We start from the raw sequence: 12,825 nt of genomic DNA, 5'->3' as shown, positions 1-12,825 counted from the left end.
ATGCGCGAAACGAATCACAATCGCGCGAACCGGTGAGACCCAATCCCGAGGCAAGATTGCTGCGGCTCGCTCCAGGGCCTTGTGCGTCGCTTCGGAGTTCACCGCTACAGCAAGCCGTCGCGCTTGATGGCGAGGTAGCGCTCCACCAGCGCGGCCGGCAGCTGCTCGCAGGTGACATCGAGCACGGCGACGCGGTGCCGGCGCAGGGCGTCGTGCACCGCGGCGCGCTGGGCGAGGTAGCGCGCCGCCTCGGCGGCGCGGACGGCGCCGGCGTGGTCGTCGGCGGGCCCCTCCAGGGCCTCGTCGACGGCGCGCTCGCGCAGCGAGGCGACCACCACCAGGTGGCGCTTGTGCAGCATGCGCACCGCCGCCAGCAGGTCTTCGCTGTCCTCGTCGCGCAGGTTGGTCACTAGCATCAGCAGGGCGCGGCGGCGCTGGCGCAGGGACAGTTCGGTGGCGGCGGCGAGGTAATCGGTCGCCGCCGCCCGCGGCTGCAGGTCGTAGCAGGCGCCCAGCAGCGTGTCGATCGCGCCGAGGCTGCGCTGCGGCGCGACCCAGCGCCGGCCGTCATCGGCGGTGGCCCCGCCGGCCGTGAACAGGCCGACCGCATCGCCCTGGCGCAGGGCGAGATAGGACACCACCAGGGTGGCGTCCAGGGCATGGTCGAAATGCGCGAGCGCGCCGTCGCGCGCGCGCATGCGGCGGCCGGTGTCCAGCACCATCACCAGCTGCTGGTTCTTCTCGTCCTGGTATTCGCGCGAGATCAGCTTGCGCGCACGCGCCGTGGCCTTCCAGTCGATCTGGCGCAGACTGTCGCCGACCCGGTATTCGCGCATCTGGTGGAAGTCGGTGCCCTCGCCGCGCCGCCGCTTCAGGTGCGCGCCGACCATGCGCGAGGCCTGCTCGGCGCTGAGCAGGGCCATGCGCGCCAGCGGCGCGAAGTTGGGGAACACGCGCACCCGCTGCGGCACGCCCGCCACGCGCGATTGCCGCCACAGCCGCCACGGCGACAGCAGCCGCAGCTGCACGCCGTCGAAGACGAAATCCCCGCGCGCATCCGGACGCAGCCGGTAAGGGAAGCTGGAGACCGTGCCCGGCGCCAGCGCGAGCGCGCGCGGCAGCCCGTGCGCCTCCCAGCCGCCGGGATGCAGGTCGTGCACGTCGACACGCTGGCGCCGCGGCCCGCCTTCCACGTGCAGCAGCACCTCGCGCTCGATGCCGATCGGCAATGCCTCGGGAATCTCGCGCACCACTTCCGGCGTCGCGCGGCGGCGCAGCCGCCAGGCATCGACCAGGGCGATCAGCGCCAAGCCGGCGCCGCCGCAGATCCACGCGCGCGCCGGCAGCCAGCCGAAGCTGGCCAGCGCACCCGAGGCCGCCCACAGCGCGAGCGCGCCCACCAGCAGCGGCGCCGGGCGCGGAAGTCGGGTGTGCAAGGAATGGGACATCTGGAAGGCTCGCGGGTCCTGGGAGGCGGCGCTATTGCGGATCCGGCTTGGCCAGCAGCGCGCGCAGCACGCGCTCGAGGCGGCGTTTCTCGATCCAGAACCAGGCGACCGGACCGAGCAGCGCGACCGCCAGCAGCCCCACGCCGATCGCCATCTCGCCGGGCGTCCCGCTTGGATGCAGCAGCAGCCAGACCAGCGCCGCGATCGCCGCCAGGCACCACGCCAGCAGCAACGGTGAGAGCAACACCCCGGACACCACCGCGCCGTCGCCGCTGGGCCGGACGCGCGCACGCAGCCGGGGCGATCTCAGCGGCGCGCCGTCGCCCGTATCCACAGGTTCCAGCGCCACCGACACCCCCGCACCCTTCACGCGGCCCTCCAGCACATTGCCGCCGGCATGGCGGGCAAGGCGGCGGCGGGCTTCCTCGACGGGAAGGTCGACGGCGATGCGCAGGGGCAGGATCGGCATGCGAGGGACTCCGGTTCGATCAGCGGCAAGCCTGGCCGGTCACTGCCGCGGCGCCTCGACCTTCGCCAGCAGCGCGTGCAGCACCTGGTCGGCGTCCTGCCCCTCGATCTGCAGCTCCGGCGCCAGCTCGATGCGGTGGCGCAACGCCGGCCTGGCGATGTCGCGGATGTCGTCGGGGGTGACGAAGTCGCGCCCCATCAGCACCGCCTGCGCGCGTCCGGCGCGCACCAGCGCCAGGCTGCCGCGCGGCCCCGCGCCGAGCGCGATGCCGGGCCAGGTGCGCGTGGCGGCGGCGATGCGCACCGCGTACTGCACCACGGCATCGTCCACGACGGTGGCGGCGGTGCCGAGCTGCATGGCGACGATGTCCTCGGCCGAGGACACCTGCGCCACCTGCGAGAGATCGAAGTCGGCGGCGGTGCGCCCGGCGCTGACCGCGGCCACCATGCGCGCCTCGTCGGCCTGCGAGGGATAGTCGATCAGCACCTTGAGCAGAAAGCGGTCCAGCTGCGCCTCCGGCAGCGGATAGGTGCCTTCCTGCTCGACCGGATTCTGCGTGGCCAGCGCCATGAACGGCGGCGACAGCGGGAAGCTCGATCCCTCGATGGTCACCTGCTGCTCCTGCATCACTTCCAGCAGCGCCGACTGCGTCTTCGCCGGCGCGCGGTTGATCTCGTCGGCCAGCAGCAGGTTGGTGAACACCGGGCCGCGCCGGATCATGAAGCTCTCGGTCTTCGGGTCGTAGACGGCGTGGCCGCTGACGTCGCTGGGCATCAGGTCGGGGGTGAACTGCACGCGGGCGAAGCCGCAGCCCAGGGCCTGCGCGAGGGCGCGCACCAGCAGGGTCTTGCCGAGGCCGGGGACGCCCTCGATCAGCACGTGCCCGCCGGCCAGCAGCGCGACCAGGATCTGGTCGAGCACCTCGGGCTGCCCGATGAAGGCCTTGCTCACCTCCTCGCGCACGCGCGCCACGCGCTCGGCGAGATCGTTGCCGGTGATCGGTTGGGGATGCGGGGCGATGGCGTTCATAGGATCGGGCTCATAGTGTCTGCCTCATCAGAAGTTGTCTCATCAGCGCCAGTTTGGCGATGCGGTGCCGGAAGTCGGCACCGTCGAAGGGGCGGGGCGGTTGCAGGGCGTGGGCGATCTCGGCGGCCGGCAATCCGATGCGTTCGGCGATGGCCTGCGCCTGGACCTGGCCCTCGAGGGCGGCGGCGAGCGGATCGCACCGGCGCAGGCGCGCCAGGAAGGCTTCGCGCATGGCGTGATGCAGCACCTGCGCGCGGCCGTAACGCCACAGGTGTTCGCCGCTGGCCTGCACGTGCTCGAGCAGGGCGCGACGGCCGGGCTCCGGCGTGGGCCGCAGCGGGCCGAAGCGCTGGGTGCGCATCCACAGCCAGGCCAGCACCGCCAGCAGCAGCGGCACCCAGGCCATCCATGCCTTCTCCAGCAGCAGCCGCCACAGCGGCGGCATGCTAGCGGCATAGATCAGATGCACGGTGCCTTGCTTCCATCCCGGCTGCAGCAGCTGCCGCGCGAAGGCCAGCTTGGCGGGGTGTTCGAGCTCGTCGTTGTCGAGGAAGTCCATGTCCGAGAGCACGTCGACCGTGCCCATGCCGTAGACCAGGCGCGCGTAGACGTAGCCGGCCTCCAGGTCGCCCCAGCTGTGCTGCGGCTCCACGCCGTCCATGGTGAAGCGGGCGCTGCCGCAGAACAGCAGCGTGGCGGCCTGCTCGCCGCCCTCGCCCTCGCCCAGCGGCGCGCAGGCGACCTCGTCCGGCATCGGGCGCAGGTCCAGCGCCCACAGCAGCTGGTCCTCGCGGATCTCGTTGCCCAGGCGCTCGGCCGGCGGCATGCGCAGCAGCAGGTGCCCGCCGGCCTGCACCCAGTCGAGCACGGTGTCGACCTCGTCGCCGGACAAGGTGCGCGGATCGCTGAACAGCAGCAGGGTGTCGCGCCGGCCGGGCGGCGACCGGTCGAGCTGCAGGCGCTGCCGCGACTCGACTTGCACGCCGTCGGCGCGCAGGGCGAGCTTCAACGCATACAGCGGGTTGTAGCTGGCCTCGCCGCGCGGCGGCAGCGGGATCGTCCTTTCCACGCGGTGGTAGGCGTGGCGCCACCACAGGCCGATCAGCACGGCCAGCGCCGCCGCGCCGAGGACCGCGAGCGCGAGCAGGCCCCGCTTGCGCGCCCGCGTGCTCATGCCGCCCAACCGAATCGCCGCGCCAGCGTGCCCAGCAGGGTCTCGAATTCGGTCTCCTGCGGCAGCCGCTGCGCGTAGGCCGCGTACTGCCACACGCGCACCACGCGCGCGAAGGCCTCGCGGTCCTCGCCCTCGGGCATGCGCCGCGAGGCGCGCAGGCATTCGGATTCGGTGGCGCCGGGCACCAGCAGGATGCCGGCACGCTCGGCCATGGCCTCGACGCTGGCGCGGTACAGCAGGGCCAGCGCGCGGCGCGGGCGTCCCTCCCGCCACAGCGCGCGCGCCGCGGCGGCGATGTCATCGGGCAGCACGTCGGGCAGGCTGGCTTCGCTCGTCTGCACCGGCGCCGGCGCCCGCCGACGGGCCGCGCCCGCGCGCAGCCATGGCCACCAGTGCCGCGCCGTCAATGCCAGGGCCAGCACCAGCAGCGCCAGCAGCAGCCACAGGCCGGCCTCGCCGATGACGCCGATCGGGGCCAGCAGCGAGGCAAGCCAGGGCGGCAGTGCGGACGAGGTCGCCTGCCGCCGCTGCTGCAGCTCGCGCGGCTCCCAGCGCATCACCTTCTGCTTGGGACGCAGCAAGGGATCGCGGTAGGCGCGGCCGACGGCGTCCCGGAAGGCGCGCTCGTCGACCAGCTCCTTGCCGAAGATCTCGCGCAACGCGCCCGCCTCGACCTCGGTCTTGGCGGCCTGCAGCGGGCACATCGCCTCGCCCTGCGCATGCGAGGGCGGCGCCAGCGCCATCGTCGCCGCAATCGCGACCAGCAGCGTGGCCGCGCCGGCCTGCAGGCGCGCGCGCAGGCGGCGGAAGGCGATCTCCACGTCCCAGGCCTCGATCTGCGTGCGGCGGTTCAAGTACAGGCCGAAGCCGGCGCCGACGTAGAACGGCTCGACGAGGCTGGTCGCCAGCCACACCAGCAGGTGCAGCAGCACCTGCAGCCAGCCCGGCGGCTCCACCCGCGCCATCGACCAGAGCGCGCGCCCGGTTTCGGGCAGGTATTCGAACGGCACCAGCAGCAGGCCGACCGACACGGCCGAGAACGCCAGCACGGCGACGAAGCCCAGGCAGGTGAAGGTCAGCAGCGCGGTGGTGCCGCCGATGCCGCCGGCCAGCACGCCGCGGCGCTCGCGCAGGCGCCGCGGCTCCACGCCTTCGAGCAGGTCCACCGGCAGCGTCAGCGCGCGCATCGGGCTGAAACGGCGCCACAGCAGCATCGGCCACATCGCGCGCCAGCCCCAGCGCCACTGCGCGCGCAAGGTCTCCCGCGTGTCCGGGGCCTCGCCGAAGACCGCGCGCGAGAGCACGTACATCGGCACGCGGTCGAACACCGGCTTGAGCCACCACATCGCCAGCCACGCCAGCCACACCGCGCCCAGCATCAGCGCGAGCCCGTTGAGCAGCGCGAACACCGGCAGGGTCAGCAGCAGCCAGGGGCGCCAGATCGCCCCGGCGTGCGTGCGCACCAGGGCCATGCCCAACTCGACCGCCTCCCACGGCGAGCGCGGACGCAGTTCCACGCGCAGCGACTCAAGGCGCATGGCGGGGGCTCCTGTCGCCATCCATGGCGCGACCTGCCGGACGCCAGAACGCCCGGCCCGGCCATCCCCGGACGGGCGTGCAGGGCCCTCGCCGCGCGAACGGCGCGGCTCGATGCCCATGCAGCGCGACGATGTCGCGTTCAGCGCGCATGGGCTCCCCCGCGCCACAGCCAGCCCAGCACCAGCGCCCACAGCACGCCGCCGACGCTGAACTTGATCCATGCCGGCATCCAGCCGATCGAGGACCAGAACGCCTCGACGAAGGCCGCGAACACCAGCATCGCGAACACGCCCAGGCACAGCTGCCCGAACACCTTGCCGCCCTCCACCAGCGCATCCAGGCGCCGCCGCCGTCCCGGCGCCAGCACGTCCAGCCCCAGGCGCAGCCCGGCGGCGCCGGCGATCACGATCGCGCTCAGCTCCGGCGCGCCGTGGCCGACCACAAAGCGCCAGAACGGATCGCCGTGCCCGACCGTCTGCAGGTGCGCGGCCAGGCCGCCGAAGATCACGCCGTTGAATCCCAGCGCCAGCAGCGCGCCGATCCCGGCGAAGAAGCCGCTGGCGGCGGTGCGGAAGGCGATGCTGACGTTGTTGAGGATGTAGTAGCCGAACATCGCCAGATCGGTGCCGCTGTCGCGGCCGAGCTTGGCGTCGGGCGCGGCCGGGTCGTACATCGCCTCGAACTGGGCGATCTGCTGCGGATCGAACAGGCTGTGGATCAGCTCCGGCTTCCAGGTCACCGCCAGGTACATGCCCACGGTGGCGGCCACGAACAGCGCCGCCGAGATCCACAGGCAGCCGCGCTGCGCGCGCACCAGGCGCGGGAAATCGGCGATCAGGAACTCCATCGCGCGCCGCCAGTGCAGCGGCCCCGGCCGGTACAGCGCGTTGTGGCCGCGGTGCATCAGATCCTGCAGGCGCGCGGTCACCACCGGGCTGTAGCCGCGGCTGCGCGCCAGCGCCAGCTGCTGGCACAGCCGCCGATAGTGCACGGGCATATCCTCGTCGCGCATCGGCGGTATCGACGGCGCCGCGTCCGGCTTGGCGCCGGGCTTGCCCTTGCGCTTGTCCTCGCCCGGCCGCGACTTGTCGGCGCGGACCTCCAGCCAGCGCTCGAAGGCCTGCCACTCCGCCTCGTGCTGGATGATGAATTGCGATTGCCTCACGAAAGCCGCCTCATGCAAGCCGCCTCACCGCCGCCCCAGCAACCAGGCAGCAATGCCCGCCAGTCGCACCACGCCCAGTTCGCCGCGCGCGCCGGTGACCGGCTCGACGATGTCGGCCAGCTCGCGCTGGCGCTCGGCGGTGAGCTGGGTGGCGCGCTCGGCGAAGGCGATCACCGCCACCTGCTCGCCCGGCCGCAGCGGCGCGGCCGGCGCATGCACGCTCACGCTCGGCGCGGTGCGCGGCAGCTGCAGGCGCGGGGCGTGCACCACTAGGGTGCCGGCGACCAGATCGCCGAGCCGGCGGCCGTACGGGTCGGCCAGGCCGGCGATCACGCCGAAGCCGTAGGCGAACGGCAGCATGTCCACAGTGCGCATCAGGTTGCGCACGATCGAGGCCATCCAGCCGACCGGCGCGCCGTCGGCGGAGACCACGCGCAGCTCCAGCGCGCGCTTGCCCGGCGTCTGCCCGTTGAACACGGCCTCGCAGACCACCGGGTAGGCCCACATCAGCAGGAACATCACGATCAGGTACAGGCCCATGCCGGCGGTGCCCAGCAGCGCCATGAGCATGCCCACGGCGGTCAGCATGCCCAGGCGGATGCCGGCGTCGATCAGCCAGGCCAGCGCGCGCGGCACCGGCCCGGCCGCCGGCAGCTGCAGGGCGACCCCTTCCGGGGTATGCACCTCGCGGAACGTGTCGAGCATCAGGCGTCGACGACGATGGTGTCGGCGAGCATGTCGTGGATGCAGCGCCGTTCGCGGCCGAAGATGAAAAGCACGTCGATCAGCGAGAAGAACGGCACGATCCCGAGCACGCCCTGCGCCAGCAGGTAGCGCAGCCCGAACAGCCGGCCGAGCCCCGTCCGGCTGCCGTCGCTGCGCACGATGCGGATCGCGCACCAGCGCTTGCCCAGCGTCTGCCCCTGCCGCTGCAGCAGGATCAGGTCGACCACCAGCAAGGCCAGCAGCGTGGCCAGCATCGCCAGCACGGCGGCATCGGACATCTGCTCGCTGTCGAGGCGCCCGACGCCGTCGACGGCGATCACCGGCAACAGCACCGCGGCGAAGAACAGCGCGGTATCGATCAGGTAGGCGCCCAGGCGCCGCCAGCGCGACGCCGGCGCGGTCGTCTCCCCGGCCTCCACCCGCGCGAGCGCCGCCTCCGGCGCCGAGTACGGGTTGAACGGCGGTCGAACCTCTTCCATGCGCGACGTCTCCCTGCGCCGTCGACGGGCGAACCCCGCGCACATGCTACTACAGCCGATTGCGACGAAAGTCCGCCGCAATCGCGCAGCGCGCCGCGCCGGCGACGCACGGAACTTGCGCGCGCCGACCGGCGGCGTCACCGGTGTCATCCTGCCGACATCCCGGCCCCGGCCCGCCTCGCGCCGCCGCTGTTTCGCCATCGACGGAACGGGTACCTTGGCCGTCCCGCCGCCCGACTCCGCAGATGCGCCCCCGCTCCCCACCGTCGCCGAGCTTCCGCCATGCGCTGCCGTGAGGGCTGCGGCGCCTGCTGCATCGCCCCGTCGATCGCCTCGCCGATCCCGGGCATGCCGCACGGCAAGCCGGCCGGCATCCCCTGCGTGCAGCTCGACGAGGACTATCGCTGCCGCCTGTTCGGCTCGCCGCTGCGGCCGGCCTTCTGCGCCTCGCTGCGCCCGGCCGGGGACATGTGCGGCGCCTCGCGCGGCCAGGCCCTCTCCCTGCTGACCGCCCTGGAGATCGCGACTTGTCCCGCCGCGCCGGAGGCGTAAGATGGACGCATGGCTAGGAAATCCGCCACCGGCAAGGTCGTCATCAAGCATCTGGGCAAGCGCAGCGGCAATCTCTCCGCGCCGGCCCTGCGCCGGATCGTGCGCGAAGCCAGGAGCCGCGTGCCGGTGAAGAAGGGCGGCGACCTGAAGGTGCGCGACACCGCCACCGGCAGCGGCCACATCGGCTTCGACCGCGATCGCGACGGCAGGTCCGCCAGGGCGCACGCCGCCTGAACCCGCGCATGGCCGGGACGCCAGGGTTCAACGACAACGTCTTCATCAACTGCCCCTTCGACGCCGGCTACTGGCCGCTGTTCGAGGTGGTGGTCTTTACCGTCTATGCCTGCGGCTTCGTGCCGCGCTGCGCGCTGGAGGAATCCGACAGCGGCGACGTGCGCATCGACAAGATCGTGCGCCTGATCCGCGAATCTCGGCTCGGCATCCACGACATCTCGCGGGTCGAGCTCGACGGCGGCCACCAGCTGCCGCGCTTCAACATGCCCTTCGAGCTCGGTCTGGACCTGGGCTTCAAGAAGTTCCACGCCGAGGGCGGGCGCAAGCGCCTGCTCATCCTCGACACCGAGCCTTACCGCTACCAGAAGTTCCTCTCCGACATCGCCGGCCAGGACATCCGCGCCCACGGCAATGCGCCGGAGAAGGTACTGCGCGAGGTCCGCGAATGGCTGCGCGTGGCCTCGCGGCGCGAGACCCTCAAGCCGACCACCTGGATCCGCGACCAGTACCGCGCCTTCGCCACCGCCCTGCCGGAGATCTGCGACAAGTCCGGGCTGGAGCGCGATTCGCTCAACTACCTCGACTACGCCCAGCTGGTGGAGGAATGGCTGCAGCAGGCGGTCAGCTGACACCCTCGCCGCGCAGGTACTCGTCCTTCAGCCGCACGTAGTGCTTGGCGCTGTAGTACAGCGCGTCGATCTCGGCTTCCGAGAGCATCCGCACCTTCCTGGCCGGATTGCCCAGCCACAGCTCGCCCTCGCCCACCACCTTGCCCGGCGCGATCAGCGCGCCGGCGCCGACGAAGCCGTGGCGGCGCACCACCGCACCGTCGAGCACCACCGCGCCCATGCCGATCAGCACCGCGTCCTCGATGCGGCAGGCGTGGATCACCGCCTTGTGGCCGATGGTCACGTCGGCGCCGACCACGGTGGCGAAACCGCCGAGCTTGGCGTGCGGGCCGTCGTGGCTGACGTGCACCACGGTGCCGTCCTGGACATTGGTGCGATCGCCGATGCGGACGAAATTGACGTCGCCGCGGATCACCGTCTGCGGCCACACCGACACATCCTCGCCGAGGACGACGTCGCCGATCAGGGTCGCGGCCGGGTCGAGGTAGGCGCGGGCGCCGAGCACGGGGCGCTTGTCGCGGTAGGGGCGGAGATTGGCGGGCGATGGGGGCGTCATGGGGGGATTTTAGTGCGCGACGGGTGGGCGGCGCGGACAAAAACGCGACCGGCGCCGGATTCGCGCCGGCCCGCTTGCCTGCGCGCTTTCGCCTCGGCCTATAGTGCGGTGCATGGACATGCCCGCCCAGACGCCCGTCGCCGACCTGCACCCCACCCTCGAACGCCTGCGCGGCGCCTGGCGGCGCCACCGCCCCGACGCGCGGCAGCGGCTCGACGACCTGGCGCGGCTGCGCGAGGCGGTCAAGGGCAACACCGAGTCCATGCTGCGGGCGATCTCGGCCGATTTCGGCCACCGCTCCACCCACGAGATGCTGCTCGCCGAGACCATGACGGTGGTGGCCGAGATCGACCACCTGCGCCGCCACCTGCGTGGCTGGATGAAGCCGCGCCGCGTCGGTGCCGGCTGGCGGCTGTGGCCGGCGCGGGCGCAGCTGCGGCCCGAGCCGGTGGGCGTGGTCGGCGTGATGTCGCCCTGGAACTACCCGGTGAACCTGGCGCTGATCCCGCTGGCCACCGCGATCGCCGCCGGCAACCACGTCTTCCTCAAGCCCTCCGAGCACGCGCCGCGCACCAGCGCCTGGCTGCGCGAGGTGCTGGCCGAGGCCTTCCCGGCCGACCGCGTGGCGGTGGCGCTGGGCGATGCCGCGCTCGGCGCCGCCTTCGCCGCGCTGCCCTTCGACCACCTGGTCTTCACCGGCTCCACGGCGGTCGGGCGCAAGGTGATGGCCGCGGCGGCGCCCAACCTGACGCCGCTCACGCTGGAGCTCGGCGGCAAGTCGCCGGCTTTAGTCATGGCCGACTATCCGGTCGAGCAGGCCGCCGCGCGGCTGTCGACCGGCAAGTGGTTCAACGGCGGCCAGACCTGCATCGCCCCCGACTACGTGCTGGTCGAGGAAAGCCGCCGCGACGCCCTGGTGAAAGCGCTGCGCGCGCAGGCGCAGGCGCGCTACGGCGACCTGCGCGAGGCCGACGACTACACCCGCATCATCAACGAAGGCCAGTACCGGCGGCTGCGCGGCTACCTCGACGACGCCCGGGCGCGCGGACTGGAGGTGATCCCGCTGGCCGAGATCGATCCGATCCGCGCCGAGGCCGAGCATCTCATCGCGCCGACCCTGGTGCTGGAACCCGGCGACGACGCCAAGGTGATGCAGGAGGAGATCTTCGGTCCGATCCTGCCGATCCGCAGCTATCGCAGCCTCGACGAGGCATTGGCCTGGATCGAGGCGCGCGACCGGCCGCTGGCGCTGTATCCCTTCAGCCACGACCGCGGCGTGGTCGAGAAGATCCTCGGCCGCATCCTCGCCGGCGGCGTCACCGTCAACGACACCCTGCTGCACTTCGCCGCCAGCAACTTGCCCTTCGGCGGCGTCGGCGCCAGCGGCATGGGCCAGTACCACGGCCGCGCCGGCTTCGACGCCATGACCAAGACCATCCCGGTGCTGTGGCAGTCGCGGCGCTCGGCCACCGACCTGCTCAAGCCGCCGTATCGCGGGCTGGCCGACCGCATGGTGAAGCTGCTGTCGGGACGGAAGTGATTCCCACGGCGTCCCGCCACCGATACCCTCACGCCGTCATTCCCGCGCAGGCCGGAATCCAGCGCCTTCCATTGCGTCGCGGCGGCGTCGGGGCGAGGCCGCCGGATCCCTGCCTGCGCAGGAATGACCGACCATAATCAATCTTTCCACCGGCTCCTCGACCAGACCCATGAAAATCGCCAGCTGGAACGTCAACTCGCTCAACGTCCGCCTGCCGCACCTGCAGCAGTGGCTGCAGGCCGCGCAGCCGGACGTGGTCGGCATCCAGGAAACGAAGCTGGAGGACAGCAAGTTCCCGGACACCGCGCTCGCCGCGCTCGGCTACCGCAGCGTGTTCTCCGGGCAGAAGACCTACAACGGCGTGGCCCTCCTCGCCCGCGAGCGCGCCATCGAGAACGTGCAGGTCGGCATCCCGGATTTCGAGGACGAGCAGAAGCGGGTGATCGCCGCCACCGTCGACGGCGTGCGCATCGTCAACCTGTACGTGGTCAACGGCCAGGACGTGGATACCGAGAAGTACGCCTACAAGCTGCGCTGGCTCGAGGCCGTGCACGGCTGGCTGGCGCGCGAGCTGCAGGCGCATCCGCGCCTGGTGGTGCTGGGCGACTTCAACATCGCCCCCGACGAGCGCGACGTGCACGACCCGGCGATCTGGAACGAGAACCACATCCTCACCTCCACCGCCGAGCGCGCCGCGCTCCGGCGCCTGCTCGATCTCGGCCTGCACGACGCCTATCGCCTGCACCACGAGGCGGGCGGCAAGTTCAGCTGGTGGGACTACCGCCAGGCCGGCTTCCGCCGCGACCTCGGCCTGCGCATCGACCTCACCCTGGTCTCGGACGCGCTGCGCGAGAGCGACGGCGCCGACATCGACCGCGAACCGCGTACCTGGGACCGGCCGAGCGACCACGCGCCGGTGTGGGTGAAGCTACGCACATGACGCTCGAATGACATGAAGCCGCGTGTCATCTTCGTCGATGTCGACGACACCCTGATTCGCTCCTTTGGCACGCGGCGCATTCCGATGCCGGCGATGGTTGAGCGCGTCCGCCAACTGCACCGCCAGGGCGACATGCTCTATCTGTGGAGCTCTGGAGGCGCTGATTACGCGCGCATGTCGGCGATCGAACTGGGCATCGAGCAATGCTTCACGGCCTTCCTGCCCAAACCGGAGGTTTATGTGGACGACCAAGCCGTTGCTGAATGGCGGGGCTGCCGGCATGTGCTCCCGGGAAACGCGGCCGACGCCTGACGCCTCGCTCGCAACCCGCAAAAAAGAAAGGCC

Annotated in this window: 15 protein-coding genes; 6 read left to right on the top strand and 9 right to left on the bottom strand. The window is 71.9% G+C overall.

The features are described 5' to 3' along the window. Positions 1 to 104: 104 nt before the first annotated feature. From MD221_RS12155 to MD221_RS12120, 8 genes are all read right to left on the bottom strand, one after another. Positions 105 to 1,448 (bottom strand): DUF58 domain-containing protein, encoded by a 1,344-nt coding sequence (locus MD221_RS12155; RefSeq protein ID WP_242112038.1) that lies wholly within the window; start codon positions 1,446 to 1,448, stop codon positions 105 to 107. Between the two features lie 31 nt (positions 1,449 to 1,479). Further along, complete coding sequence (locus MD221_RS12150) at positions 1,480 to 1,917, bottom strand: hypothetical protein (RefSeq protein ID WP_242112037.1); 438 nt, start codon at positions 1,915 to 1,917, stop codon at positions 1,480 to 1,482. A gap of 39 nt (positions 1,918 to 1,956) precedes the next feature. Then, on the bottom strand, positions 1,957 to 2,946 hold the full coding sequence (locus MD221_RS12145) for an AAA family ATPase (protein ID WP_242112035.1): 990 nt from the start codon (positions 2,944 to 2,946) through the stop codon (positions 1,957 to 1,959). 10 nt (positions 2,947 to 2,956) lie between these two features. Then, a complete protein-coding gene (locus MD221_RS12140) occupies positions 2,957 to 4,120 on the bottom strand; it encodes a DUF4350 domain-containing protein (RefSeq protein ID WP_242112034.1) in 1,164 nt (387 codons plus the stop codon). Then, positions 4,117 to 5,658: a DUF4129 domain-containing protein gene (locus MD221_RS12135; protein ID WP_242112032.1), complete on the bottom strand. Its 1,542-nt coding sequence runs from the start codon at positions 5,656 to 5,658 to the stop codon at positions 4,117 to 4,119. The genes MD221_RS12140 and MD221_RS12135 overlap by 4 nt, the downstream gene beginning before the upstream one ends. Positions 5,659 to 5,798: 140 nt before the next feature. Beyond that, complete coding sequence (locus tag MD221_RS12130; RefSeq protein WP_242112031.1) at positions 5,799 to 6,824, bottom strand: stage II sporulation protein M; 1,026 nt, start codon at positions 6,822 to 6,824, stop codon at positions 5,799 to 5,801. A gap of 24 nt (positions 6,825 to 6,848) precedes the next feature. Then, a complete protein-coding gene (locus MD221_RS12125; RefSeq protein ID WP_242112030.1) occupies positions 6,849 to 7,529 on the bottom strand; it encodes an RDD family protein in 681 nt (226 codons plus the stop codon). After that, a complete protein-coding gene (locus MD221_RS12120; RefSeq protein ID WP_242112029.1) occupies positions 7,529 to 8,029 on the bottom strand; it encodes an RDD family protein in 501 nt (166 codons plus the stop codon). Before MD221_RS12120 ends, MD221_RS12125 begins: the two co-directional genes overlap by 1 nt. A 282-nt stretch (positions 8,030 to 8,311) precedes the next feature. Here MD221_RS12120 and MD221_RS12115 point away from each other — a divergent pair, with 282 nt between their 5' ends. Genes MD221_RS12115 through MD221_RS12105 form a run of 3 tightly spaced genes read left to right on the top strand, consistent with a single transcriptional unit; the run spans position 8,312 to position 9,444 of the window. Further along, positions 8,312 to 8,581, top strand: coding sequence for a YkgJ family cysteine cluster protein (locus MD221_RS12115; protein WP_242112028.1), 270 nt, complete (start codon positions 8,312 to 8,314; stop codon positions 8,579 to 8,581). Positions 8,582 to 8,590: 9 nt separating this feature from the next. Continuing rightward, positions 8,591 to 8,815 (top strand): hypothetical protein, encoded by a 225-nt coding sequence (locus MD221_RS12110; RefSeq protein ID WP_242112027.1) that lies wholly within the window; start codon positions 8,591 to 8,593, stop codon positions 8,813 to 8,815. An 8-nt stretch (positions 8,816 to 8,823) separates the two neighbouring features. Then, entirely contained in the window at positions 8,824 to 9,444 is a 621-nt protein-coding gene (locus MD221_RS12105) for a hypothetical protein (RefSeq protein WP_242112026.1), read from the top strand. On the opposite strand, the gene MD221_RS12100 is transcribed toward MD221_RS12105, so the two are convergent. Beyond that, a complete protein-coding gene (locus MD221_RS12100; protein WP_242112025.1) occupies positions 9,437 to 10,000 on the bottom strand; it encodes a gamma carbonic anhydrase family protein in 564 nt (187 codons plus the stop codon). The genes MD221_RS12105 and MD221_RS12100 overlap by 8 nt on opposite strands. Positions 10,001 to 10,118: 118 nt before the next feature. On the opposite strand from MD221_RS12100, the gene MD221_RS12095 reads away from it, so the two are divergent. The 3 genes from MD221_RS12095 to MD221_RS12085 all read left to right on the top strand — a co-directional run bounded on the left by MD221_RS12095 (position 10,119) and on the right by MD221_RS12085 (position 12,792). Beyond that, positions 10,119 to 11,540 carry a coniferyl aldehyde dehydrogenase gene (locus MD221_RS12095; protein ID WP_242112024.1) on the top strand — a complete coding sequence of 474 codons (1,422 nt, stop codon included), beginning with the start codon at positions 10,119 to 10,121 and terminating at the stop codon, positions 11,538 to 11,540. A 169-nt stretch (positions 11,541 to 11,709) separates the two neighbouring features. Beyond that, on the top strand, positions 11,710 to 12,480 hold the full coding sequence (gene xth, locus MD221_RS12090) for an exodeoxyribonuclease III (RefSeq protein ID WP_242112023.1): 771 nt from the start codon (positions 11,710 to 11,712) through the stop codon (positions 12,478 to 12,480). Between the two features lie 12 nt (positions 12,481 to 12,492). Next, entirely contained in the window at positions 12,493 to 12,792 is a 300-nt protein-coding gene (locus MD221_RS12085) for a DUF705 domain-containing protein (protein ID WP_242112022.1), read from the top strand. Positions 12,793 to 12,825 lie beyond the last annotated feature (33 nt).

Origin of the sequence: Luteimonas aquatica (assembly GCF_022662575.1) — a bacterium.
Lineage (GTDB): Bacteria > Pseudomonadota > Gammaproteobacteria > Xanthomonadales > Xanthomonadaceae > Luteimonas > Luteimonas aquatica.
Note: the sequence above shows the minus strand (reverse complement) of the source record. Positions and strands in the feature narration are given on the sequence as shown.